We start from the raw sequence: 25,197 nt of genomic DNA, 5'->3' as shown, positions 1-25,197 counted from the left end.
CGGTGATCTCCCTTCTGGGGTGGTTACTTGGCGATGGAGTCGACGGCGGGGGCAAGGAAGCTGTCGGCGATGAGGTAGCCGCCCAGGAGCAGGACGACGACCAGCCACAGCGGCGGGCGGGTGAGCTTGATCCCGAGGTAGGCGACGACGGCGACGACGAACCAGAGAGGCAGGCTCATGACGTGATCTCCCTTGTGGTCAGCGGGCGTTGCAGCGGTGGCTTTGGGCGGCCAGCTCCGCGGCGGCGGCGCTGAGGTATTCGGCGGACCAGTCGCAGCCGGGCGCGGTGCAGGCGGTCGCGTGGGCCTCGCGGCCGTGACGGTCGGTGAAGGTGCCGACCTGGACCGGGCCGATGCGGCGGACGTCGCGGAAGCGGTAGCGGGGCATGGGTGGTTCTCCTCTCAGGCGAGTTGAGCGGCGATGGCGGTAGCCATCGGGTCGGGGACACCCAGGCGGGCGCGGAGGGTGTCGGTGTCGATCGGGCCGCCGGTACGGGCGCGGTGGTCGTCAGCGACCTTGCGGGCGTAGGTGAGCAGCGCGTCAGGGACCTGAGGAGCCGGAGCCGGGTTGGCCACAGGCAAGGCCGGGGCGTCCTCGGCTTCGAGGGCGGCGGCAGGCTCCGAGGCGGGAGCCGGGGCGGGTGCGGGGGCCGGGGCTGCGGGCGCCGGCGGAACCGGCACCCGGTCCCCAGCCGACTTGGGCGCGGGCGAGTGGGCGAGCAGGGTGCCGCCCATGAAGGCCAGCGCGGGCCAGGCGGCGACCAGGATCCGCAGCCAGGCCGGAACCTCACCCAGGTCGAGGAGTCCGGCGGTGGCGACGTTGGCGCCGAGCGAGGCGACCAGGGCGATCAGGAACCAGCACCAGGCCAGCCGGGACGGGCCGTCCGAGCGGAGCCGTCGCCATGCGGCGACCAGGAGCAGGTCAACGCTGATCGGGTAGGCCCAGGCTTTCCAGCCGGACTGTCCGGCCGCGGCGGCAAGGTCGTGCAGGTGGGCGAAGGACAGGGCACCGGCGATCACGGCCTGTACGAGCACGGCATCCGGGCGGATCGAGCGGGTCATGTCCTCACCTCCTTCAGAGAGTTGGGCCAGGACGGGGCGGGGATCGAGTCCGGCCGCCCGGTCCCGGCGGGTTCAGTCGGTCGGGGCTTCGCCGGTGCCCAAGCAGGTCAGGCACAGGGCTTCCTGCCGGTCGTCGCTCACGCGCTTGCGGCGACCGCCGACCTGGAAGGACTCCAGGACCTGCCCGTTCTGGCAATCGGGGCACGGCTGTTTCTTGGGCTTGCGGCTGGTCGTCTTCCGTGCGGCCATGGCGTTCTCCTTCGGGCATGGCTCGGGTAGGGACCTGGCGCGATGCGGTCGCGCCAACCGATGGAGCGGGGAGGGTTCAGGCGGTTTCCGCGGCGAGTTCGCGGGCGTCCTCGGGGACGGTCGTGCGATGGGGGCGGAACGGAGCCAGGGTGGGGATATCCGGCGTCAAGTGCGCGTTGTCCGCGCAGGCCTTGACCGCTTCGTGCAGCGAGACGAACGGGGAACGGATGCGAGCCCAGCCACCAGTCAGCAGGCCGATCACGGCAGTGCCGGGACGGTTCGCGGCGATCGAGGTTGCCGCACCGACCGCGCGGGGACTGACGTCGGCGAGCGCCATCTTCGCGGACGCTTCATCGTTGACGCGGTGGGCAACACGGCCAGTGAGCTGAGCCCGCAGAGCGGTGGCGCCGGTGCCGAGTTCGGAGCCGAAACGCTGCCCGCAAACCTCCAGGTAGATGCCCGCGGCGCGGCCGAGCTGGGCGAGGCGGACCAACTGGGTGACCATGTGATCCCGGCGCTTCTCGTCTGCCTTGCTGGAGATCAGGAAGAGCTCCGCCACCTCGTCGACGACCAGGACCAGCGGCACCGGCCTGATGTCCTCCGGCAGGCCCCAGATATCTGAGGTGATCGAGTCCAGCGGGGTGCCGGGCGCCAGGTGCTGAGCCGCGCGGATCAGCTCATAGCGGCCGGTCATCTCCTGCACCATCGCGTCCAGCAGTTCGGCCGCCTGCTCGGGGGTGCAGGCCAGCGCGGACAGACGCCGGGCGAACGGTGCCAGCTCCACACCCCACTTGCAGTCGATCCCTGCAAGCGCGACCGGCTGAGCCGCCAGGCCCTTGACCAATCCGCGTAGGTAGACGGACTTGCCGGACTCGGTGGCACCGATCACCAGCTCATGCGGGCTGGTGCGGAAGTCCCGCACGTGCGCCGAGCCGTCAGCGCGGAGCGCCACCGGCACCTGAAGCAGCTTCGCGGGCAGCTTGCTGGGCATCGTGACCTTGCGCAGCACGTCGTAGCCGATCAGCCGGACTTCCAGCGTTCCCGGCTTGAGCGCCCGGACCTGGACACCATGAGCCCGCCAGGCGTGACGGAGCCGTTCGGTGGCAGCGTCGAAGTCCTGTACGTCCTGGCCGGGCTGCATCTTCAGCCGAAGGACCAGGCCGGAGCGGGTGACCCGTATCCGGCGGAGCCTCGGCGTCATGCGGCCGGGTTGCCGGTTGGTGGCCGCGGCCAGCCACAGACGCCAGCGGGTCGGCGCCTCGGTCAGGCCGCACGCCTCCATCACGGACTTGAGCGTGATCACGATGCGGGCGACGGTGACCAGCCAGCCGCAGGTCAGCCAGTACCAGGCCGGGCGCTGCCAGCGCAGCCACCCGAGTCCGGCAGCGGCCAGCGCCAGGACGATCAGCGTCGTGAGCTGAAGTCCAGTCATGGCGCTCAGCCCTTGGCGTTCGCGGAGACGGTGAGCGCGGTGACCGCGGCAGCGCGGAAGGCGATGCCGTGACGCTTCTGGCCGTTGAACTCGTTCTCCCACGGCCGCCCCACCAGGCCGGTCAGCGCGACCGGGGTGCCCATCACCAGCTCGCCCGTGATGCCGGGCTCCGGGACGGTGATGGACAGGATCTCCACCTCGTCGTTCGCCGCGAACATCACGTCCACGGTCATCAGGGTCGCGCCGGTCTCGGCGTCCATGGCGATCTCACCGGTACGACGGTCCTTGACCTTGGGCTGCGGGGTCTTGGCGACCATCACGGTCGCGGCGGAGGTGTCGACGGGAATCTGACGCACAGCAGATCACTCCTCTACAGAGGCTGGACTCTGTCACTCATGTATATGAGTGACATGAAGAAGAGTGCCTCACTCCTATACATGAGTCAACCCGCCGCGGAAGAGAATTCGCGACGGGCTGAGGGGAGTTGAGCGTGCGTCAGTCGGCGGCAGGGATCCGGTACTCGAAAACGAACTGGTCAGCGGCCATGAGCGTGTCACAGACCTCAACGACGAGACCCTCGGTCGTACGGGCCTCCCGGGTCAGATGAACCACCGGCGCACCGGGACTCAGCGCCAGCTCGGACGCCTCCGCCTTGGAGGCCGGGCGCGCTTGCAGCGTCTCAACGAACTCAGCGAACTCGTGCCCATGGTCTTCGAGTCGGGCGTAGATGCCACCCCCGCCGGGGTTCTCGGCGAATAGTTCCGGGATCTCCTTGACGACGTCCCACGGGAGGTACGACGTAGCAGTCTCGACGGGCGTGCCGTTGCGGAAGTAGAGGCGCCGCCGGGCGAGCACCTGGGCACCGGCGGGGACGCCCAACCGTTGAGCAGCATCCTCTGGCGCCTCCATGGGCCCGATGTAGAGGACGCTCACCTTGGCCGTAGCGCCGGACCGCTCGGACTCAGCGAGGTACGCGGCCTTACCGCCCCGCCGGAGCGAACGCCGGAAGCGATCGGAGGAGCGATGCCGCACCGGCGGCCGATCCTTCACGATCGATCCCTTGCCGTGCCGAGTCTCCACAAGCCCGCTTGCGCGCACCTCGACCATGGCCTTACGAATCGTGCCGCCGGAGACGCCGTAGCGGTCGACAAGCTCTGATTCGCTCGGCACCATTTCACCGGGCTTGAGAACGCCCGCCCGGATCTGCTGCACGATCTCCTCGGCGATCTGTACGTACCGGGGTACGGACTTCTCACCTCCTACTGCGGTTCCCATAGTCCTTCTCTTCCTCCTATGCTCCTGTACATGAGTAACAGCGCCCGAGCCACCCGGTCAACGCCGCGCCACTCCGTATCTGTCGCGGGGGTGGTCGTTCGTGACGATGGGCGGCTCTTGGCGATCCGGCGTGCGGACAACGGGAGGTGGGAACTTCCCGGCGGAGTGCTGGAGATCGAGGAGGCGCCGGAAGAAGGGGTGCGGCGCGAGGTCCTTGAAGAGACCGGCGTTCATGTCGATGTGGCCGAGCTGACCGGGGTCTACAAGAACGTCTCACTCGGTGTCGTCGCCCTGGTCTTCCGGTGCAAGCCGACCGGGGGCACTGAGCGCACGTCCGACGAGTCGACGGCAGTCGAATGGCTCACGCCCGCGGAAGTGTCCGAGCGGATGGCCGAGGTCTACGCGATCCGTCTCCTGGACGCCCTGGACGGCGGAGGCCCGCATGTACGCAGCCACGATGGCCGCCGCTTGATCCCGGCGCGGTAGCACTTTCCCTACATCATCAAGGGCCCGCGCACGGCGCGGGCTGGCCCCTTGGGCCTGGCCCTCTGCGCCTTCGGCGCCCGGGCCTGGCCCCTGGGGCCGCATTCCCACTGCGGCCCAGATGTGGAGAAACCCTCCGGGGCCGGGGCGGTCGGCTCCGCGGCTTTACCCACCTCCCCGGTCCGGGTCCCGCGTCGAGCAAGACCAGGGGGCCACTCGTGCTAATTGCGGTCAGGCCCAAAGCCTGCCCGAGTTGCCAACTAGCGTACGGCCCCCTGATCATGCTCGACCCCAGACCGGGCAGGCCACCGGCCAAAGCCGCTCCGCCGACCTGGTGGGCACGTGCCCCATCCGTGCCCGAAGGAGCGGGAAACCACCGGGAACAGGGGGCAATCACAGGGAGCGCTCACGATGAAGGCCCCCAACCTAGTGCCCAGGTCAGGGGCCGTTCACCTGCGGTGGGTGTGGGATTTGAACCCACGGTGACATCGCTGCCACGACGGTTTTCAAGACCGTTCCCTTAGGCCGCTCGGGCAACCCACCCACGCCCCGGCCCACCAGGGGCGGAGCGGGTACAGCGTACCGGTCCGGCGCGGTTCGCGGGGGCCGTGGGCCGGGTGCGAGGGGTTCGCGGGGAGGACGGACGCCGCACCGCCCCGGGAGAGGGGCGGTGCGGCGCGGTCGTCAGGGGCGGCCGGTTGTCCGGTCAGCTGTCGCCCTCGCGTTCGCCGAGGGTCACCTCGGCGGTGCGGGTCTTGCCGTCGCGGGTGTAGGTGAGGGTGACCTTGTCACCGGGCTGGTGGGTCCAGATCTCGCCGATGAGGGTGGGGCCGCTGTCGATGACGTGGTCGTCGAGCTTGGTGATCACGTCGCCGGACTTCAGGCCGGCCTTGTCCGCGGGGCCGTTGGGCGTGACCGAGGGCACGCCGCCCTCACCGGAGTCGGTGATCTCCGCACCGCCGGTGCCCTCGCTGAGGGAGACCGAGGCGCCGATCACCGGGTACACCGGCTTGCCCGTCTTGATCAGCTGCTGGGCCACGTTCTTCGCCTGGTTGATCGGGATCGCGAAGCCGAGGCCGATCGAACCCGCCTGCCCCGAGCCGAAGCCGCCGTTGCTGGCGGACTGGATCGCCGAGTTGATGCCGATGACATTGCCCCGGGCATCGAGCAGGGGGCCGCCGGAGTTGCCGGGGTTGATCGACGCGTCGGTCTGCAGGGCGCTCATGTACGAGGCCTTGCTGCCCGAGGAGCCGTCGCTGGAGGCGACCGGGCGGTTCTTCGCGCTGATGATGCCCGTCGTCACCGTGTTCGACAGACCGAAGGGGGCGCCGATCGCGATCGTCGAGTCGCCCACCGCCACCTTGTCGGAGTCGCCGAGTGTCAGCGGGTTCAGGTCCGAGGGGGCGTTCTTCAGCTTGATGACCGCCACGTCGTAGCCCTGAGCGTGGCCGACGACCTCGGCGTTGTACTTCTTGCCGCTCGGGAAGGTCGCCGTCAGCTTGCCGCCGTCGACCGCGTCCGCCACCACGTGGTTGTTGGTGACGATGTGCCCTTCCTTGTCGAAGACGAAGCCCGTGCCCGTGCCGCCCTCGCCGTCGCTGCCCGACGCCTCGATCGTGACCGTGCTCGGCAGCGCCGCCGCGGCCACCGCGGCGACCGTACCGGCCGCGCGCTTGACGTCACCGCCGTTCTGGGAGGCCGAAACCGTGGTGGAACCCGTCGAGTTGTCGCTGCGGTCGGCCAGCGTGTAGCCGATGCCGCCGCCGACGCCGCCCGCCGCCAGCGCGGCCACGAGGATCGCCGCGATCAGGCCGCCGCGCTTCTTGCCGCCCGGGTTGGGTGCCGGCTGCTGCGTCTGCTGCCAGGAGGAGCCCCAGCCGCCGCCCGCGCCGCCGCCGTGACCGCCGGAACCACCGTGGTCACCGGGGCCGCCCGGTCCCGCGACCCCGCTGCCGTCGGCGTACCTGTGTCCGCCGTCCGCGTACGACGGGACGGCCGACGGCGCCGGGGGCGGCCACGCGGCGTCGGGCGCGGTGGAACCACCCGGACCGCCGGGCGCCTGGCCGTAGCCACCACCGGGACCGGCGCCCGGTGCCTGGCCATAGCCGTGGCCCTGGCCGGAAGCGGCCGCGTATCCGGGGGCACCCGTGGTCACCAGCTCCGGCTGGGCCTGGTGCTGCCCATGGGGCTGCGGCTGGGCGTGGGGTGCCGGTTGCTCGTGCGGCTGCTGCTGACCCGCGGTCCGGTCCGGGGCGGTCGGCGGGGCCGGCGGGATCTGGGCCGTCGGGGCGCTGTCGGCGGTGGTTCCGCCGGCCGGGGCCGGGGGCGTCGTGTTTCCGGTCGGTGCCGGCCCGGAGGTGGTTCCCGCGGGGGCCGCGCTCGGCTCGGGGGCCGGGGCCGGCGCGGAGGCAGCGGGAGTGTCCACCGGCACGGGAGGTGCGGACGGGGCCGGGGGTACCGCGGTGCCCTCGTTCTCGGTGCTCACAGCTTCTCTCCTCGATCCACGGCTGTCACCTGTCAGCGGTCGACTCGTCCTGGGCGCACAGCGGGGCTGGGCGCGAGTTTGTATGCGGTCAGCTTTTCCCACGAGCCGTCAGGGCACCATAAGCGGTGTCTGTGGGTCCGGGAGCAACCTTTATATAGGATCTATCTGACCAAAGGCTCACATCGCCCATGGTGCCGCAGCCGTACGACGCCACCACCCCGACGCGTACCCCCTTCACGGTGGCACCATGACGCGGTGACCCACGCACGACAGCTCCCGATCCAGGTAGTCGCCCACCGAGGGGCCTCCGAGGAAGCCCCCGAGCACACCCTGGCCGCGTACAAGAAGGCGATCGAGGACGGTGCGGACGCCCTCGAATGCGATGTCCGGCTGACCGCGGACGGCCATCTGGTCTGTGTCCACGACCGACGCGTCAACCGTACGTCGAACGGCCGCGGTGCGGTGTCCACCCTGGAGCTCGCCGATCTCGCCGCCCTGGACTTCGGCTCCTGGAAGAACGGCGACGAGGCACCCGACTGGGAGATCGCACCCGAGGAGCGGGCCGACACCTCCGTCCTCACCCTTGAACGACTGCTCGAACTCGTGGCCGACGCGGGACGCCGCGTGGAACTGGCCATCGAGACCAAGCACCCCACACGTTGGGCGGGACAGGTGGAGGAGCGGCTGCTGGTCCTGTTGAAGCGCTTCGGGCTGGACGCACCGGCCTCGGCCGGCGGGTCACCGGTACGGATCATGAGCTTCTCGGCGCGTTCACTGCATCGCGTGCACGCCGTGTCCCCGACCCTGCCGGCGGTGTACCTCATGCAGTTCGTCTCGCCCCGGCTGCGGGACGGACGTCTGCCTGCCGGTGTCCGGATCGCGGGCCCCTCCATCCGCATCGTGCGCAACCATCCCGCGTACATCGAGCGCCTGAAGAAGGCGGGCCACCAGGTTCACGTGTGGACCGTGAACGAGCCCGAGGACGTCGACCTGTGCGTCCGCCTCGGCGTCGACGCGATCATCACCAACCGCCCCCGCGCGGTGCTCGACCAGCTCGACCGCTGACGCTCGCCGCGTACGCGCCGCCACCCCCCACTCCGAACACGCCCCTGTTCACACTTGGCCATGCCACTGGCCCTCTCCGTGCCCCTCACACGGTTTCGGCGGAGGTAAGAATTCCGCCAGAGCGGCCCCCGTCCGTGCGGCGACAAGTCCGTACATTGGGGGCGGAATTCAGCCAGTCCCTCACAGGGAGTGCACCGGCGCGTTCGGACCGTATTCGATCGGTGTGAGTGCGTCAGAGCACATGTGTTGGCCGGTTTCCAGTCCAGTCCAATGGGGCATTCACACCGTGGCGTGGGGTGAAGGAGGTCTCGGGGGTGGCGTTGGTGGTGGCACAGGAGGTGCCCACGTCGTCGAGCATGGCCGTACCCCATGGCCCTGCGGGCGTGGGGCTGGCGAGGCACCGGTTGCGTGATCAGTTGCGTGACGGTGGTGTGGCGGAATCGATCATCGACGATGCCCTGCTGATCCTTTCCGAACTACTCAGCAATGCCTGCAAACACGGCAGGCCCCTCAACGACGCGCTGGCCGGCGACGGCGACGTGCGCTGCGCCTGGCGCATGGACCCCTCGGGGCGGCTCACGCTGGAGGTCACGGACGGCGGTGGTCCGACCCGCCCGGTTCCGTCCACGCCCTCGGTCACCGCACACGGTGGCCGCGGGCTGAACATCGTGACGGCACTGGCCGACGACTGGGGCGTACGGGACGACGCCCGGGGCGAGGTCACGGTCTGGGTCGTCGTCCAGGACGACGTCCGCCACACCCACCGTCGGGACGACTTCGCCACGCGCGTCGCCGCGCCCTCGGTCTCCGCGATCCCCGACCTGGACTTCGCGGACGCGTTCGAGGACATGGACTGAACCACCCCGCCCCGGCCGGACTCGTCCACGACGGCGAGCACACCGGCCCGCGAGCGGACACCGATGACGCCCGCCGGCGATCCCGTACCCGCGGCCCGTTTCCGGACAGGTCTGACGGCACCCATCCCCTATACAACAGTCACCCCGGCCACCACCGAACAACCTGGCCTGATTCACCGGTTCCGGGACGACTCGGTGCGTTGTCCACAGGGTCCCGTCGGCGGCCGTACGAGCGGCTAGGCTCGCGCCAGTACGAGACCAGCCGTGATCGGGAGACACCCACGATGGCCAAGAAGCGACCCCACACGAAGGCCAAGCGCCCGCAGGGCACCGGCGGAGTCGGCGCCGCAGGCGCCGATGGGCAGGTTCCAATTGTCGGTGCGCGCGAGCCCTGCCCCTGCGGCAGCGGCCGCCGCTACAAGGCCTGCCACGGCCGGGCCGCCGCGCAGGCGGTGACCGAGCTGGTTCAGCGCCCGTTCGAGGGCCTGCCCGGCGAGTGCGACTGGGTGGCGCTGCGTGAGCTGGTGCCCGCCGCCACCGTCGAGCTGAAGCTGCGCGAGGCACTCCCCGAGGGCGTCCCGTCGGTCACGCTCGCCACGGTCCTGCCGATGGCATGGCCCGCGCTGCGCCGCGACGACGGCTCAGTGCTGATCGGCCTGCAGAACGACACGGCGTCGGGCGACATCAGCCGCGACCTCGCCGACACCCTGCAGCGCGCCCTCGCCGCCGAGCCGGGCACCCCGGTCCAGGGCCGACGCGCCCCGGCCGACGGGCCGCGGCTGCAGGACCTGCTCGACCCCGAAGGAGAGTTCGAGCCAGTTGTGCACTCGGGCTTCGAGTTCTGGGTCCCCGACACGGAGAACGCCACCCCGGAGGTCACCGCCTCCCTGGAGCGGGCCAACTCCGCGGCCATCCCGACCGTGAAGCTCTCCGGCGTCGATGCGGCCTACTGGTGCGAGACCCCCGACAAGAACCACCTGCGCTGGGTCATGCCGCACCCGGAGGAGCGTCTTCTGGACGCTCTGGCGCGGCTGCACGCGGCGGGCAGCTCCAGCCTCGGTGAAGGCACCCGCCTGGTGGGCTCCTTCCGTGCTCACGGGCTCACGGTGCCCGTGTGGGACCTCCCCAGCGGGGTCGGCGCGGACGACATCGAGAAGCCGGCCGCCGAGTTCGCCGAGCGGCTCGCCGCGGCCCTGGCGGAGGATGCTCCGCTCACCCCGGACGAGCGTCGGGCCCGCGGCGGACTCACCAACCGGCAGGTCACGCTCAGCTGACGCGGGGAGCGGCGGCCGGCCGGGCGGCGGGCCGACCGCGACTCTGCGTTTGTGGTGACTCCTGTCACAACTCCCCTACGTGACAGGCAAATTCGTGTCCGAATAGCCGAGATCGAATTTGCGAAGCGCCGATCTCTTGTTACGGTTCCATTAGCCCGGTTGCTGGTGCATCCCCCGTCGCCAGCAACCGGGTCTTTTCATGCCCGGCTCGCGAGCGGCCTCGCAGCGCGGAACGGCCTCCGCCGCCAACTCCCCTACGGACGGCCGGAGTTGCTCCCGGAACGCAGCAGCAGCGGTCCTCCCCCGTCCGGCGCCGCGAACTCCGCCACAGCCGTGTAAGCGCCCGGCACGCCCCGTGTGCGCTCCCTCGGTGTCTCACACGCTCCTGGCTCGTCCCCCGCGCCCACGGCGCAGTGGATGCGTACGCTGCGGCCGCCGGGCGTCATCATGCTGAGGACGGAGCTCAGCTCCCGCCCGGTCGCGTTGCGGTAGTACGTACGCGCCCAGGTCTCCTCGCCCTGGGTGAGGACGCAGGTCTGTGCCTCGATGCCGTCCGGCGAGGTGAGTTCGGGACCGCAGTGGGCGGCGGTGGCGAGCCCCAGGTCGGGCGGCATGGGCGACCGTGACGACTCAGCGGTCCCAGGGGCGTCGTGTGCCTTGCCGTCGGATCCACCGCCGGGCCCGGCAGCCGGCCTCCCGGCCGGCCTGTCCCCGGACTGCTCGGACGCCGGGCGTCCCTTGGTTCCGGCCGAAGGCCGCTCCGCGGCGCCGCCCAGGTGTCCGGTCGTCCGCCGCGCCATCGTGTCGCCGGCATCGGCCAGGGGTCCCGCGGACGCCACGAGCGGCAGGGCGAGGGAGCACGCCACCCCGACCGTCAGCCCGAGGAACCGGAGCCTGCGCCCATCCGGACCACCACGTGCCGCTCCGGGCGCCCGGTGGGTCCGGGGTGAGGGCGCACTGTGCCGGCCGCGCGGCGACGGGGCCCAGAAGCCCCCGGGAAGACGCTGCATGTGCGGAAGATAACGACCGACCGGTGGGCCCGGCCGAGCGCGCGCCGGTCGGACTCAGAACTCGGGGGCGCTCACACCCGTACGAGTGAGGGCGTCGACCACCGCGTCCACCACGGCCTCGACATCGGGCACCCAGGGGGCCGCCGAACCGGGCAGCGGCGCGCGCTCCCAGCCGATCCGGCCGTGGCCCGTCTCGGACGGCGGCAGTGCGATGTAGCCGCCCTCACCGTGGAAGCGGAGCGAGCCGGGGACGAAGTCCTTGGCGTAGAGCAGTTCGCCCAGCTGCTCCATCGAGTACGGGGCGACGAGGATCGCCCAGCGGTGCGGGGCCGCGACGACAGGGCCGAGGCGCATACCGCTGCGGTCGAGCGCGGCGAGCGCCCGCGAGGCGCCGAGGGCCGGCAGGCTGACCGCGCACGGCGCCCTGCCCCCGGTGGCCAGGACGATCGGTGCCGTGGGCCGGTTGGTCCACCACCAGCGGACCATGCGCTCGTCGGTGGTGGCGGCGAGCAGCCCGGGATCGAACGGGTGAGCACCGGGCACCACGCACTCCGGGTCCGGGCAGGCGCAGCGGGCGCGCCCCTGCGGATCCGGCGCCACGCCCGGGAGCACGGGCCACTGCCATTCCCTCGCGAACGTCAGGGCCTGCTCGAGCAGCTCGGGCCTCCCGCCGTTGCGCTTGGACAGGAGCCTGCGTCGCCTTCCGGGGATCTCGCGCATGAGCGCTCGTCCTTTCCGTTGCACGCATGGCAACACCGTGGGTCACTCACAACATGTGTCGTTCACTTCACTGTGCGTACCTGCTGGCGCATCACACCCCTGTCGCGGACAAGGGGAACCCCTGCGGGCCTGGCTCGGCTACGTCCGCGTCCATCGCTTGCGCTGACTTGCGTCTGTCCAAAGCATGGGCATGGCGTGGGGGTGGCGACGCCTGGCGTTTTGCCGTCCGGCGTTTGCTCGCCGCCTCCGCCACGGGAGGATGGGGCTCGGTCGTCGGTGGATAGGACGCCCGGTTCCGTCGCCAGGTTCCGGATGACTGACGCCACCCCTGGCCTTCACCGAGTACGTACCCATCACGACCGCTGTGACGCTCTGTTGAACAAGGCCAGTCGACCTCAATACACCGTTCACCACAACACTTTTAAGCCATTTTTAGGTTTTCCAAAGGGCTGTACAAGAAGCCAACAGAAGTCGAACTGGGCCACACGGACACCACATATCCCAGCAGGACAATGCTGGACATCTCCTCACGAGTGCGTGTACATGTGGAGACACTGCTAGCGGCGCAGAATGACATGGGGGTTTGCGATGCTTTTCAGCAATACGCACCGGTCGGAAAGCCGGACACCATGAACGCCCCTCACCCTTCGAAAGTGGCCGGAATCGATTCAACGGTTCCCCCACCGGCACACACTGTCGCGCCCACGCCTGCCGCTCCGGGCACCTCATCGGCCACGCCCGCCACACGAGCGGGCACACCCCCCGGGGCCGTCCTCCAGGACCGGCTCGCCGGCTGGGTGTCGGACCTGACGACCCTGCACGAACTCACCGAACGCCTGGCCCGCACGGACGCCCTCGACAGCGCTCTTCAGGAAGCCCTGCGTGCGGGAGCCGCCCTGGTCGGCGCCCGGCGCGGCCTCGTCGTCCTGGAACCGCACGACGGGCTCGGGCCCGACACGACCATCGGCCTCGGCCTCGGCCGCGCCGACCTCGGCCACATGGAGACCGTGCCGCGCAGCTCACTGCCGTACGGCCGCATCCTCGACGGACTACCCGGTGGCGACGGCGAGATCACGCAACCCGATCTGTTCGCCGAGGACGGACTGGACCCCCGCCACCGCGAGGTCGCCGCCCGGCTCGGATACGCCGCGAGCTACGCCCTCCCCCTGTCCGCCGAGGCCGCGGGACGCCTCGGTGCCGTCGTCTGGCTGTACGACGAGCCCGCCGAGCCGGCCGAACGGCAGCGGCACCTCGTCGGGCTGTACGCGCGGTACGCCGCCGAGCACCTGGCGCGGCTCGTCGAGGTCGAGCGCACCCGCATGTCCTTGGCCACGATCGCCGAGGAACTGCTGCCCTCCCGGCTGCCCCGCGTCGCCGGCGTCCAGCTCGCCGCCCGGCACCGCACCGGACCGCGCGGCGGCGGCGACTGGTACGACGCCCTGCCGCTGCCCGACGCCGCGCTCGGTCTCGCGGTCGGCTCGGTGACGGGGGCCGGGCCCAGCGCGATCGCCGCGATGGGCCGGCTGCGGGCCTCGCTGCGCGCATACGCCGTGATGGAGGGCGAGGACCCCGTCGCCGTCCTCTCCGACCTCGAACTGCTGCTCCGCCTCACCGAGCCCGCCCGCTCCGCCACCGCGCTCTTCGCCTATGTCGAGCCCGCGCTGCGCAAGCTGACGCTGGCCGGAGCCGGGCACAGCCCGCCGCTGGTGATCGGCGACCGGCGCACCGAGTTCGTGGAGACCTCCCTCTCGGCACCGCTCGGCATGCTCGCCTGCTGGGAGGCGCCCAGCATCGAGCTGACCGCCGGACCAGGAGAAACCGTCCTGCTGTACACCGACGGCCTCCTCCAGCGCACCGGGGAGCCCGTCGACCGCGCCTTCGCCCGACTCCACGCGGCGGCCGCCGGCGTCCCGCGGGCGCTGCGCGCCGACCCCGGCGCCCTCGCCGACCACGTCCTGCGGACCGTGCTGCCGGACGAACTGGACGCGGCTGCCGGCACGGAGGACGTGGTGCTGCTGGCGGCGCGGTTCGAGTAGCCGGCAGAGCCTCCGCGGCTGCTTCCAGTGCCCCCTCGCGGCTGCTTCGGGTGAGCCTTCGGTGACCGCCCGTGAGAGGGCCTGAAGGCCCTGGGCCCCGTCCGTTGCGACCGTACGATGGACGGGGTCCAGTGCCGTACCTAGGAGGATGACCGTGGCGGACGATCTCGAGCCGGCGACCCCGGAAGACGAGGCCACCGAAGCCGAGGAGCCCATCAAGCAGCGCAAGAACGGCCTGTATCCGGGCGTGTCCGACGAACTCGCCGAGAACATGAAGTCCGGCTGGGCCGACACCGAGCTGCACGACCTGCGGCCCATCGCCCAGGCCGCCGAGACCGCCGCCCGCCGCGCCGCGCTCTCCGCGCGCTTCCCCGGCGACCGGCTGGTGATCCCCTCGGGCAACCTGAAGACCCGCTCGAACGACACCGAGTACCCCTTCCGGGCCTCGGTGGAGTACGCGTACCTCACCGGCAACCAGACCGAGGACGGCGTCCTCGTGCTCGAGCCGAAGGGCGAGGGCCACGAAGCGACGCTCTACCTCCTGCCGCGGTCCGACCGCGAGAACGGCGAGTTCTGGCTCTCCGGCCAGGGCGAGCTGTGGGTCGGCCGCCGCCACTCGCTGACCGAGGCGGAGAAGCTGTACGGCATCCCGGTCTCCGACGTGCGCGAACTCGCCGACCGGCTGCGCGAGGCCACCGGCCCCGTCCGGGTCGTCCGCGGTCACGACGCGGGCATCGAGGCGGCGCTCACCGACAAGGTCACCGCCGAGCGCGACGAGGAGCTGCGGGTCTTCCTCTCCGAGGCGCGCCTGGTCAAGGACGAGTTCGAGATCGGCGAGCTGCAGAAGGCGGTCGACTCGACCGTGCGCGGCTTCGAGGACGTCGTCCGCGTACTGGACAAGGCCGAGGCCACCTCCGAGCGCTACATCGAGGGCACGTTCTTCCTGCGCGCCCGGGTCGAGGGCAACGACGTCGGCTACGGCTCCATCTGCGCCGCGGGCCCGCACGCCACCACCCTGCACTGGGTCCGCAACGACGGCCCCGTGCGCTCCGGCGACCTGCTGCTGCTCGACGCGGGCGTGGAGACCCACACGTACTACACCGCCGACGTCACGCGCACGCTGCCGATCAACGGCCGCTTCAGCGAGATCCAGCGGAAGATCTACGACGCCGTCTACGACGCGCAGGAGGCCGGCATCGCGGCGGTGCAGCCGGGCGGCAAGTACCGCGACTTCCACGATGCCGCGCAGCGGGTACTGGCCGAGCGGCTGGTGGAATGGGGGCTCGTCGAGGGCCCGGTGGAGCGCGTCCTGGAGCTGGGCCTGCAGCGCCGGTGGACCCTGCACGGCACGGGCCACATGCTCGGGATGGACGTCCACGACTGCGCGGCGGCGCGGGTGGAGACGTACGTCGACGGCACGCTGGAGCCGGGGATGGTGCTGACCGTCGAGCCCGGGCTGTACTTCCAGGCGGACGATCTGACCGTTCCGGAGGAGTACCGGGGGATCGGCGTCCGGATCGAGGACGACATCCTGGTGACGGAGAACGGGAACCGGAACCTCAGCGCCGCGCTGCCGCGGCGCTCCGCTGAGGTGGAGCTGTGGATGGCCTCTTTGAAGGGGGCGCAGGGCTGACAGGGTGCGGCGGTGGCCGGAGCGCCCCCGGGGTGGTCCGGCCGTCGTCGTTCGCGGGTGGGCGTGGGTTGTTCGCGCAGCTCCCCTCGCGTGAAAAGCGGCCGGGGCTGCGCCCCGTGCCCTCCCGGGGCGCGGGGAACTGCGCGAGGACCACAGACCCACCCGCACCCGCCACCGAACCCGCGCCCCCGAGCTACAAGGCGCTCCCGCCCAACCGCAGCGGCAGCGTGTCCGCAAAGAGCGCGCCGGCGAGCAGTGCCCCACTGCCCCGCGGACTCCACCCCCGCCGCTGCAGGTCCGTGTCGAACGCGCCCAGGGCCCGGCGGCCGGCCTCCGTGGTCGTGCCGCCCGCGTCGAGGACTCCGCGGGCGCCCGCCTGGACGTGGCGGAGGCCGTGGGGGGCCCTCGGTGTAGAGCAGTTCGGTGTCCTGGAGGGTCGACAGACCGTCAGGAGGGCGTCAGGCGGGCGCCCTCCTCAGGGGTGCCGGCGGTGCGCCCACCGGCGGCGACCGCCCCTCCGGTCAGGGCGAGAGCATGGCGCCGCGTGCTCGTTTTGCTCGCGTGGGTTCCCGTCATACCGCAGAAAACCAGGGACGCAGTCCGTCATGGAGCTGGGGGAGTGCTGTGAGGACGCCGAGAGTGCGGGATGGGCCGTTCGGCGGAGGGGGAACCGTTCGCCGGGGTCTTGCGTCGTCACGTCGAACGGCATCTGACGCGCACTCAGCGCTACGGAACGTGACATTTTTGGATCTTGACCGAGCCCGGCGAGGCCGTGTCCGAGTCCGAGACCTCTGGGAATGAGAGGCAGACAAGTCACTTGGGGGCGCACTTAGTTGAGGTGGGGCGTGAAAGGTGCACCGTTGCGTTGTTCGCGCTTCAGATCTGCCCGGCGCGCCAGCCGCAGCGCCGATTTGTCCGTGCCACCTTTGGCTTGATGGTAAATTATAGGCAAAAACCTTCCAAGGCCTCCGCCTGCTCGAGATCGTCGTTATTGCGCAGTTGACCAGTAGTCAGGGCGGTGGCCTCGGCATAGGCAAGAGGGGGAGGTGCAGGCATTCACCCGCCGGTGTGACCTGCCTCACGTTTATCTGTCAAAGCCTCGTGGACGGGACACTCGAAGCCGGACATGGACGCTATCGTCAGCACGCAATCAGGCCGGCTGGCATCTGATGCCGCTCGTCCAGTCGGCCCCTGCAACGATCTGGCTCGGCCCTCACGACAGGCGGTTCCCGTCGGCTGGTGCTTCAGTTATCGAAGGCCATACAGGTCAGCACCTGAGGTGCTGTCAGAAGATGAGGTCCGAATGAACGCTTCCCTCGACATCACGGCCGAAGAGCCGGGAAAGCCGACGGCTGTCGGCCCTGAGCGGGTTTCGCTTGTGCGGTTGGCTGCGCAGAGTAGCGGTGCGCTGTCCCCGGCGGTGACTCGTGCCGTATCGAACGGCGTCGAGCGGCGGGGGCCGGGCAGGGTCGCGGTCGCGGCCTTCCAGAGCTCGGTCTGATCTCATCGATCACCATCGATCGGGAACTGACACCTCTCATGACACCCATGGGCCGACCATCCCACCCCTTACGCCAATTTGTGCTCAAAATGCACAGCCGCTGCGATCTGGCATGTAACCACTGCTATGTGTACGAACATGCGGACCAAAGTTGGCGCGGTCGGCCCATTGTGACGTCCGAGAAAGTCCTCGAGGCCACGGCGGAACGCATCGCCGAACATGCCACGACGCATGGCCTGAGTACCGTTCATGTGGTCCTGCACGGCGGCGAGCCGCTCCTGGCCGGACGCACGCGGCTGCGCCGAGCGGCCGAAGTGCTACGCCGAGCGCTCAGTGGTGTGTGCGCCCTGGACCTACGAATTCACACCAACGCCGTAACCCTCGACGAGCGGTTCCTCGATCTGTTCGACGAGTTCGACATCAAGGTCGGTGTCTCGCTCGACGGCGACAAGGCCGCGAACGACCTTCACCGCCGCTACGCCAACGGGCGCAGCAGCCACGACCGTGTCCTACGGGGTATCGCCCTGCTCGGCCGCCCCCGCTACCGCCACCTCTTCGCGGGCATCCTGTGCACCATCGACGTGCGTAACGACCCGGTCGCCGTCTACGACGCGCTCGCCGAACTCCGTCCGCCCCGAGTCGACTTCCTCCTCCCGCACGCCACCTGGGACGAGCCCCCGCTCCGACCCGCCGACGACACGGACGGCACCGCCTACGCGCGCTGGCTGCTCACCGTCCACGACCGCTGGATCGCGGACGGGCGCCCCATGAACGTCCGCATCTTCGACTCCGTCCTGCGCACCCTGCGCGGTGACAGCAGCCTGACCGAGTCGCTGGGTCTGGGTCCCGCCGACCTCGCCGTGATCGAGACCGACGGCAGCTTCGAACAGGCCGACTCGCTCAAGACGGCCTACGACGGCGCCCCCGCCACCGGCCTTGACGTGATCACCCATTCGCTCGACGAGGTGGCCGCTCACCCGGGCCTCGTCGCCCGGCAACAAGGGCTCGACGGACTGTCGGAGCAGTGCCGGGCCTGTCCGGTCGTGCGCTCCTGCGGTGGCGGCCTCTACGCCCACCGGTACCGGACCGGCAGCGGGTTCCTCAACCCGTCCGTGTACTGCTCCGACCTGCTGCGCCTCATCACCGACATCCGGGACCGACACATGCCCGATCACTCCGTCCAGCCCGCGCTCGCCGACGAGCACCTCGACGAACTGGCCGCGGGCGTCGGCTCCACCGCCACCACGGACCTGCTGGCCCGCCATCAACTCGGCCTCGGCCGCGAGTTGCTGGGCCTCGTCTGGCACGAGACACCGCACACCCCGCTGGGCGAGGCCGCCTGGGAGACGCTCACCCTCCTCGACAGTGCTGCCCCGGAGTCCGTCGACCGGGTGATCGCCCATCCCTACGTACGGCCCTGGGCCCTCCGCTCGATGCAGGGCGACACGGACGCGGCCGACATCGCCATGCGCGGTGTGGCGGAGATCGCCGCGTCCGCCGCGCTGCGCGCCGGACGGGCGGAGGCCGTCGTCGTGCCCGTCCTCGACGGAGTGCTGCGGCTGCCGACGCTGGGCACATTCGCGCTGGGGGACGGCGTCGAACGGGCCGAGGTGTGCACGGATGCCGAAGGATTCACCGTCCGTGCGGACGGAAAGACGCACACCGTGTCCTGGAAGGGCCCCAAGGATCCTGCCTGGCAGGGCATTCGAAGGTTCGAGCTGGACGGCTGGGCCGTCACGCTGGAGGACACAGACCCCTGGCGGGACTGCCACGGGCACCCGGCGCACCCCCGGCTCGCCGATGACGAGGCCGAGGCATGGCGGGGCGGCCTGGCTGCCGCCTGGGCATGGATCCGCCGCGAACTTCCGCAGTACGCCCCCGGCATCGCCGCCGGGCTCCAAGTGGTCACCCCCCTCCGTCCCTCCTCCGACGGCTCCGACATCAGCTCGGCGGCCCGCGACGCGTTCGGGGCGGTCGCCATCGCCCGCCCTGTCGGCCCCGAGTCTCTCGCGCTGCTGCTCGTCCACGAGTTCCAGCACGTCAAGCTGGGTGCCGTACTCGATCTGATCGACCTTTACGACCCTTCCTGCGAAGAGCTGTTCTACGCGCCGTGGCGCCCTGATCCACGCCCGCTCGAGGGGCTGCTGCAGGGTACGTACGCCCATCTGGCGGTGATCGACTTCTGGTTCGCGCGATGGCGGTCCGCCGACGGCGACACGGCCCGCAATGCCGAGGTGCAGTTCTCCCGCTGGCGGGACCAGACGGCCGAGGCCCTGGAGACACTGGTCGGGTCCGGTGCGCTCACTCCCGCGGGGGAGCGGTTCGTGGCGGGGATGCGAGGGACCCTCCGAGGGTTCATGGCGGCGGACGTCGCAGCGGAGGCACTGCGGGCGGCTCGGCAGGTGGCCAGGGAGCATCGGGGCGCCTGGGAGAAGGCGGCGCGGTAGCGCCCGCACGGAGAGAGCGGCGGCTTTCGGCCCGCCGGCCACTCGGTCTTCCCGGCTACTCACGCCCCCGGGGCAAATCAATACATATCCTGATCTTTCGCGGCGACTTCGCCGGCATCCGGTTGCCAGAACATGACCTTCCGAAGCCGAGTCGGGTGTGTTCGTCCTGTTCCGAACAGGACTTGCGGCTTCCTACACTAGGGGCCCAGTCACGGAGCGTCGGGGGGCATACGTGCAAGGAGCCGGTCTGGCCAGAGGGGGGAGCAGTCCTTACTTCTTCCTCAGCTACGCGCACACACCGAGTCATGACTCAGGCGGCAGTGACCCCGATGTGTGGGTGAAGAAGCTGTACGACGGTCTGTGCGAGCACATCATGGGGCTGACCGACCTGCCCCGGGGGGCGAAGGTCGGGTTTCTGGACCAGAAGATGTCGGTCGGCACCAAGTGGACCGACGAGCTGTCCATGAACCTGGCGCGCTGCAAGGTGTTCGTACCGCTGTACTCGCCTCGCTACTTCACGAGCCGGCAGTGCGGCCGTGAGTGGTGGGCGTTCGCACAACGCCAGGTCACCCAGCGGGCGCGCGGCCTCCCTGTGCGGGAGAACACGATCATCCCGGCGTTATGGGTGCCGGTGGAACCGGCCCAGATGCCTCAGGTGGCCCGGGACCTGCAGTTCAACCACGCCGCCTTCGGGCAGGACTACGCGGACGAGGGCTTCTACGGGCTGACCAAACTCCGCTACTTCAGGGACGAGTACGAGCGGGCCGTGTACCGGCTGGCCAAGGAGATCGTGCGAGTGGCCAACGAGGCCTCGCTGGAGGAAGGCAAGATCTCCAAGGAGTACGAGTCACTTCCGGCCTCATTCGGATCGGATGAACGTCCGCCGGAGTTCGACATATCCGTGCTCGCCTGCACCCGTTCCGACCTGCCGCAGGGCCGCAAGCCGGACTACTACGGGGACCAGCCCCACGACTGGAATCCGTATCACCCCGAGTCCGCCCTGCCGCTGGGTGACCATGCGGCGGACCTCGTACGCACCAGGAACTACAAAGTCAACATCGGAGTACTCGACGACAACGCCCGCATGCTTCACCCGGGCGGACCGAAGGCGCCCGGACTGATGCTGCTCGACCGCTGGACACTCGAGTCCCAGCGGAGCAGGGAACTGCTGGGCAGGCTGTGCAGGGAGCAGCGGCCCTGGATCAGCGTCATGACTCCCCGGCACAAGGACGACGTCGTGACCGCCGAGCGGGAACGTGAGCTGGACGAGCTCACCTACCGCACGCTCGTGTCCCGGATGGCGGACCGAGCCGGCCACTACTCGGCCCACAGCACCATCCGCGACCTGGACTCCTTCGCCGGCGAGCTGCACAGGGCCGTGACCTCGGCCGTCTACTACTACTGGGAGAACGTCGAGACCTACCCACCGGAGGGATCACCGAGCGAGCCTCCACGGCTGAGGGGGCCCGACCTGGGTTAGCGAGCCCGGGTGACGGACCCCGGCAGCACCACCTGGCACGACCACCGAAAGGCGCGCGACGAGCGAGGCCGAAAGAGGCCGACAGGGCGGAGGGCATGAGCATGACCAAGAGCCGCAACGGCACCGTGATCACGTTCTACTCGTACAAGGGCGGCACCGGGCGGACCATGGCGCTCGCCAACGTGGCCTGGATCCTGGCCGCGAACGGACACCGCGTCCTGGCGGTGGACTGGGACCTGGAGGCTCCGGGTCTGCACAAGTTCTTCCACCCTTTCCTCGACGCCCAGTTGCTGCGGGGGACCCCCGGGCTGATCAACCTGATCGACGACTACCGCCGGGAGGCGCTGCGCAACCTGCCCGACCGGGCGCCCGACTGGCACCGCCACTACGCCCGGGTCAGGCCGCACGCGCTGTCGTTGGACTGGGCGTTTCCCGAGGGCGGCAGCCTCGACTTCCTGTCCGCGGGCAAGCGGCACCGGGACTACCCGATCGTCGGGAACATGGACTGGGACCGCTTCTACGCGAGTTACGGCGGCGGCCAGTTCTTCGACGCGATGCGCGACGACATGCAGCGCTACTACGACTACACGCTGATCGACAGCCGGACGGGCCTGAGCGACCTCGCGGACATCTGCACCGTACAGATGCCGAACACCCTGGTCGTCTGCTACACCCTGAGCGAGCAGAGCATCGAGGGCGCCGCCGCCGTCGCGCAGGACATCAAGGAGCTGCACGGGGAGAAAGGCATCCGCATCCTGCCCGTCGCGATGCGCATCGACCTCGGTGAGAAGGACAAGCTGGACGCCGGCCGCGCCCGCGCCAGGGAGCGCTTCTCGGGACTGCCCTCCGGCCTGACCGCCGACGAGATGGCCGACTACTGGGCGACGACAGAGATCCTCTACCAGCCTTACTACGCCTACGAAGAGATCCTCGCGGCCTTCGGCGACCCGCCCAAGTCGGCCAACTCCATGCTGAGCGCATGCGAACGGCTCACCTCCGTGATCACCGAGGAACGGGTCACCAAGCTGCCGCCGATCAGTGAGGCGAAGCGGGCCCAGTTCAAGGCCGCGTACACCCGGCAGCGGCCGGTGCCGCTGTCCCAGCTGACGCTCTACTACGTGTCCGAGGACCGGATGTGGGTGGACTGGCTGGAGTCGGTGCTGCGCGGGGCCGGTTTCGAGGTCGTGCCGAAGAACGTGCAGACGATGCCGACGGCGGAGATCGGCGCCGAGGCCATGCCGGGCGGTGCGCACCGGGTGCTCGCCGTGCTCTCGCCCAGCTTCGTCGACTCGCGCCGGGCGCGGGTCGCCTGGGAGGCGGCCGTGCACTCCGGCGGCTCGGAGAAGCGGCAGCAGCCGGTGTCGATCCGTGTCGACGACGTGCAGATCAGCCAGCCGTTCGTGGGCCGCGGCGTCATCGACCTCAAGGGCCTCAACGAGACCCAGGCCTACAGCGCCCTGTTGAGCGGCCTAGAACGCCCCGAAGCCGTCTCCACCGTCTCCCCCAGCTCGCGAGGGCTGCGCTTCCCCAGTGTGGGCAGGCGGGTCTCCAACGTCCCGGCCCGCTACAGGTGGTTCACCGGCCGCTCCACGATCCTGGACAAGCTGCGTGAGCAGCTGACCACGAACCGGCCGGGACAGCGCGTCCCGCAGGTGCTGCACGGCCTCGGCGGGGTGGGCAAGACCCAGCTCGCCCGCGAGTACGCCCACCGGTTCATGGCCGACTACGACGTGGTGTGGTGGGTCGACGCCGAACAGCCCGAACTCGTCCTGCCGAAGCTGGCGGCGCTCGCGCAGCACCTCGGTCTCGGTGTGGGCGAGGACGTCAAAGAGGCGGCCGAGGCAGTGATCCAGGCGCTGCGGGAAGGGGAGCCGTTCAACCGTTGGCTGCTGATCTTCGACAACGTCGAGGACCTCGACAAGGTGCTGAACAAGTTCCCGGAGTACACCGCTCCCGTCCCTGACCACGTCTACGGCCACCTCCTGGCAACCACTCGCACCCGGCCCACGCTGCCGAAGGTCCAGCCGCTGGAGGTGGAGGTCTTCACCCGCGAGGAGAGCGTGGAGCACCTGTGCCGCCGGGTGCCGGGGCTGAGCGAGGAGGACGGCGGGCTGGTCGCCGACGCGGTGGGTGACCTGCCGCTCGCCGTCGAGGTCGCCGCCGCCTGGCTTGAGGCGACGGCCACGCCCGTCGAGGAGTACATCGAGCAGCTGCGCGAACAGTCCACCCAGGTGCTCTCCGTCAAGGAGGCCGTGGAGGCCGTGGAGTACCCGAAGTCCGTGGGCGCCACGTGGAACATCTCCATCAACCGCCTCCGGGACGAATCCCCGGCCGCGGCCCGCCTCCTCGAACTCTGCGCGTTCTTCTCGGCCGAGCCCATCTCCATGAGCCTCATCGGCAGCGACGCGATGATCAAGGCCTTGCTGCCGTACGACAGGGACCTGCGCGCCCGCTACATGCTGGGCCGGGTCACCCAGGCACTGAACCGTTTCGCCCTGGCCAAGGTGGATTCGACCGACAACTCGATCCAGGTGCACCGCCTCGTCCAGGCCGCTGTGCGCGAAAGCATGGACGAAGAGAAGTTCGAGGACACCATCCATGAGGTGCACCGCATCCTCGCCGCGGCCCGGCCCCCCGAGGAGGCCCTGGACGACCCCGCCCAGTGGCCCGGCTTCGAGGTGATCTGGCCGCATCTGACCCCCTCCAACATCCGGAACTGCTCGGAGGAGGACCCGCGGCAGCTGATGGTCTACCGCGTCCGCTATCTGTGGAAGCGCGGCGACCTGCACGCCGCCCGCACCCTGAGCACCCAGCTCAACGAGTTCTGGTCGGGCGAGTTCCGGGACGCCAACGGCCTGCCCGTCAACGACGAGCAGATACTCAATCTGCGCTTCGAACTGGCGAATGTGCTGCGCTCGCAGGGGCAGTACCAGGAGGCCCTCGACCTGGACGAGAAGACCCTCGCCGACCAGCGGGAGCTCCTCGGCGACGACCACCCGAGCATCCTGATCACCTCCGGCAGCTTCGCAGCCGACCTGCGAGCGGTCGGCCGTTTCAAGGAGGCCCTGGACCTGGACCAGCGGATCTACCGGGGCTTCCGCGAGATCTTCGGTGAGGATCACCCCCGCACCCTCACGGCCGCCAACAACCTCGCCATCGACTACCGGCTGGCCGGCGACAGCGAGCCCGCCCGCAAGCTCGACGAGGACACCGTCCGCCGCCGGACCGCGCTGCTCGGCCCGCTGCACCCGTACACCCTCACCACCAAGGGCCACCACGCACGCGACCTGCGGGAACTGGGTGATTACAAGAACTCGGTGGAGATCCTGCACGAGGTCCGCGAGGGCTTCAAGCAGGTCCTCAATCCGAACGTGCCCGAGGTGCTGCGCGTCGACAAGAGCCTCGCGGTCTCCCTGCGCAAGGACGGCCAGACCGCCGAGGCGCTGCGGATCACCCAGGAGACCTGGGAGACGTACGCCCTGTACCGCGACCGCTACGGCAGCAACCTCCCCGAGGCCCTGGCCTGTGGACTCAACCTCGCGGCGGACTACTTCGCCACCGATCCGGAGAACGGCGCCGCTCGGGCGGTCGAGTTGGTCAACGAAGTGCTGGAGGGATACAGAACCTCCTTCGGCCCCGAGCATCCGTTCGTGATGTACTGCCTCAACAACCTCTCCATCTACCACCGGGCCCTGGGCGAGGTGGAGAAGGCCGCCGAGTTGAGCAAGCAGGCCCGTGACGCCCTCGCGGAGGATCTCGGTGAGGAACACCCCGCCGTGCTCTGCGCCGGGCTCAACCTCGCCAACGCCTACGGTGAGATGAACATGTACGACCGGGCCGAGCACTGGGAGCGGCTGGCCCTCGAGGGTCTGCGCCGCCGCTTCGGCCCCACCCATCCCGACGTCCTGGTCAGCACCGGCAATCTGTCGATCACCCTGCGGGACATGCGGCGCCAGGAGGAGGCCGAACGGCTCCAGCAGCAGGCCGAGTCCAGGTCGTCGCGGCTGCTGGGCGACACCCATCCCGTCACCGAGGCGATCCGCGGATGGCGTCGGATGGGCAGGGACCTGGAGCCGCAGCAGACCTGAGGGCCGGGAAAGCCCGGAGGCCGGCGCTCCGTGGGGCGCCGGCCTCTTCCTCAGGGCTGTCCCGTGAACCGCGGTGGATCAGCGCACGGCGTCGGATGCTG

The 25,197-nt window shown here is 70.1% G+C and carries 20 protein-coding genes, 1 tRNA gene and 1 pseudogene; 10 read left to right on the top strand and 12 right to left on the bottom strand.

Going from position 1 to position 25,197, the window contains the following annotated elements:
- Positions 1–23: 23 nt before the first annotated feature.
- The 7 genes from ACZ43N_RS12240 to ACZ43N_RS12210 all read right to left on the bottom strand — a co-directional run bounded on the left by ACZ43N_RS12240 (position 24) and on the right by ACZ43N_RS12210 (position 4,017).
- Entirely contained in the window at positions 24–179 is a 156-nt protein-coding gene (locus ACZ43N_RS12240; RefSeq protein ID WP_167357483.1) for a hypothetical protein, read from the bottom strand.
- A 19-nt stretch (positions 180–198) separates the two neighbouring features.
- A complete protein-coding gene (locus tag ACZ43N_RS12235) occupies positions 199–387 on the bottom strand; it encodes a mobile element transfer protein (protein WP_067004685.1) in 189 nt (62 codons plus the stop codon).
- Positions 388–401: 14 nt separating this feature from the next.
- Positions 402–1,061 (bottom strand): DUF2637 domain-containing protein, encoded by a 660-nt coding sequence (locus ACZ43N_RS12230; RefSeq protein ID WP_468096980.1) that lies wholly within the window; start codon positions 1,059–1,061, stop codon positions 402–404.
- A gap of 72 nt (positions 1,062–1,133) precedes the next feature.
- Positions 1,134–1,310, bottom strand: coding sequence for a hypothetical protein (locus ACZ43N_RS12225; RefSeq protein ID WP_468096978.1), 177 nt, complete (start codon positions 1,308–1,310; stop codon positions 1,134–1,136).
- 76 nt (positions 1,311–1,386) lie between these two features.
- Positions 1,387–2,742: an FtsK/SpoIIIE domain-containing protein gene (locus ACZ43N_RS12220; protein WP_468096976.1), complete on the bottom strand. Its 1,356-nt coding sequence runs from the start codon at positions 2,740–2,742 to the stop codon at positions 1,387–1,389.
- Between the two features lie 5 nt (positions 2,743–2,747).
- On the bottom strand, positions 2,748–3,098 hold the full coding sequence (locus ACZ43N_RS12215) for an SCO3933 family regulatory protein (protein ID WP_468096974.1): 351 nt from the start codon (positions 3,096–3,098) through the stop codon (positions 2,748–2,750).
- A 139-nt stretch (positions 3,099–3,237) separates the two neighbouring features.
- Entirely contained in the window at positions 3,238–4,017 is a 780-nt protein-coding gene (locus tag ACZ43N_RS12210) for a GntR family transcriptional regulator (RefSeq protein WP_468096972.1), read from the bottom strand.
- Positions 4,018–4,035: 18 nt separating this feature from the next.
- Here ACZ43N_RS12210 and ACZ43N_RS12205 point away from each other — a divergent pair, with 18 nt between their 5' ends.
- A complete protein-coding gene (locus tag ACZ43N_RS12205; RefSeq protein ID WP_468096970.1) occupies positions 4,036–4,503 on the top strand; it encodes an NUDIX hydrolase in 468 nt (155 codons plus the stop codon).
- A 453-nt stretch (positions 4,504–4,956) separates the two neighbouring features.
- On the opposite strand, the gene ACZ43N_RS12200 is transcribed toward ACZ43N_RS12205, so the two are convergent.
- Positions 4,957–5,043, bottom strand: a tRNA-Ser gene (locus tag ACZ43N_RS12200).
- A gap of 163 nt (positions 5,044–5,206) precedes the next feature.
- Positions 5,207–6,985 (bottom strand): S1C family serine protease, encoded by a 1,779-nt coding sequence (locus ACZ43N_RS12195; protein ID WP_468096968.1) that lies wholly within the window; start codon positions 6,983–6,985, stop codon positions 5,207–5,209.
- A 255-nt stretch (positions 6,986–7,240) separates the two neighbouring features.
- Between ACZ43N_RS12195 and ACZ43N_RS12190 the strand changes: the two genes are divergently transcribed.
- From ACZ43N_RS12190 to ACZ43N_RS12180, 3 genes are all read left to right on the top strand, one after another.
- Positions 7,241–8,050, top strand: coding sequence for a glycerophosphodiester phosphodiesterase (locus ACZ43N_RS12190; protein WP_468096967.1), 810 nt, complete (start codon positions 7,241–7,243; stop codon positions 8,048–8,050).
- Positions 8,051–8,364: 314 nt separating this feature from the next.
- The gene (locus ACZ43N_RS12185; RefSeq protein ID WP_468097094.1) at positions 8,365–8,907 is read left to right on the top strand and encodes an ATP-binding protein; all 543 of its coding nucleotides are present in this window, start codon (positions 8,365–8,367) and stop codon (positions 8,905–8,907) included.
- Between the two features lie 284 nt (positions 8,908–9,191).
- Complete coding sequence (locus ACZ43N_RS12180; RefSeq protein ID WP_468096965.1) at positions 9,192–10,181, top strand: DUF5926 family protein; 990 nt, start codon at positions 9,192–9,194, stop codon at positions 10,179–10,181.
- 254 nt (positions 10,182–10,435) lie between these two features.
- Here ACZ43N_RS12180 and ACZ43N_RS12175 read toward each other — a convergent pair whose 3' ends face one another.
- Both ACZ43N_RS12175 and ACZ43N_RS12170 read right to left on the bottom strand, forming a co-directional pair.
- A complete protein-coding gene (locus ACZ43N_RS12175) occupies positions 10,436–11,047 on the bottom strand; it encodes a hypothetical protein (protein ID WP_468097093.1) in 612 nt (203 codons plus the stop codon).
- A gap of 198 nt (positions 11,048–11,245) precedes the next feature.
- A complete protein-coding gene (locus tag ACZ43N_RS12170; protein WP_468096963.1) occupies positions 11,246–11,911 on the bottom strand; it encodes a bifunctional DNA primase/polymerase in 666 nt (221 codons plus the stop codon).
- Between the two features lie 512 nt (positions 11,912–12,423).
- Between ACZ43N_RS12170 and ACZ43N_RS12165 the strand changes: the two genes are divergently transcribed.
- A complete protein-coding gene (locus tag ACZ43N_RS12165; protein WP_468096962.1) occupies positions 12,424–13,947 on the top strand; it encodes a PP2C family protein-serine/threonine phosphatase in 1,524 nt (507 codons plus the stop codon).
- A gap of 148 nt (positions 13,948–14,095) precedes the next feature.
- Complete coding sequence (locus tag ACZ43N_RS12160; protein WP_468096960.1) at positions 14,096–15,580, top strand: aminopeptidase P family protein; 1,485 nt, start codon at positions 14,096–14,098, stop codon at positions 15,578–15,580.
- A gap of 193 nt (positions 15,581–15,773) precedes the next feature.
- On the opposite strand, the pseudogene ACZ43N_RS12155 reads toward ACZ43N_RS12160, so the two are convergent.
- Positions 15,774–16,084, bottom strand: a pseudogene (locus ACZ43N_RS12155) (triphosphoribosyl-dephospho-CoA synthase); the annotation flags it as partial.
- A gap of 622 nt (positions 16,085–16,706) precedes the next feature.
- Between ACZ43N_RS12155 and fxsA the strand changes: the two are divergent.
- The 4 genes from fxsA (at position 16,707) to fxsT (ending at position 25,096) form a co-directional block, all read left to right on the top strand.
- Positions 16,707–17,081, top strand: a complete 375-nt coding sequence (fxsA, locus tag ACZ43N_RS12150; protein WP_468096959.1) for an FxSxx-COOH cyclophane-containing RiPP peptide — start codon at positions 16,707–16,709, stop codon at positions 17,079–17,081.
- A gap of 38 nt (positions 17,082–17,119) precedes the next feature.
- Positions 17,120–19,528 (top strand): FxsB family cyclophane-forming radical SAM/SPASM peptide maturase, encoded by a 2,409-nt coding sequence (locus ACZ43N_RS12145; protein ID WP_468096958.1) that lies wholly within the window; start codon positions 17,120–17,122, stop codon positions 19,526–19,528.
- 232 nt (positions 19,529–19,760) lie between these two features.
- Entirely contained in the window at positions 19,761–21,008 is a 1,248-nt protein-coding gene (locus ACZ43N_RS12140; protein ID WP_468096957.1) for a TIR-like protein FxsC, read from the top strand.
- 101 nt (positions 21,009–21,109) lie between these two features.
- Positions 21,110–25,096 carry an FxSxx-COOH system tetratricopeptide repeat protein gene (gene fxsT / locus ACZ43N_RS12135; protein WP_468097091.1) on the top strand — a complete coding sequence of 1,329 codons (3,987 nt, stop codon included), beginning with the start codon at positions 21,110–21,112 and terminating at the stop codon, positions 25,094–25,096.
- The last annotated feature ends 101 nt before the right edge of the window (positions 25,097–25,197 follow it).

This window comes from Streptomyces sp. NPDC030814 (assembly GCF_055572155.1).
Note: the sequence above shows the minus strand (reverse complement) of the source record. Positions and strands in the feature narration are given on the sequence as shown.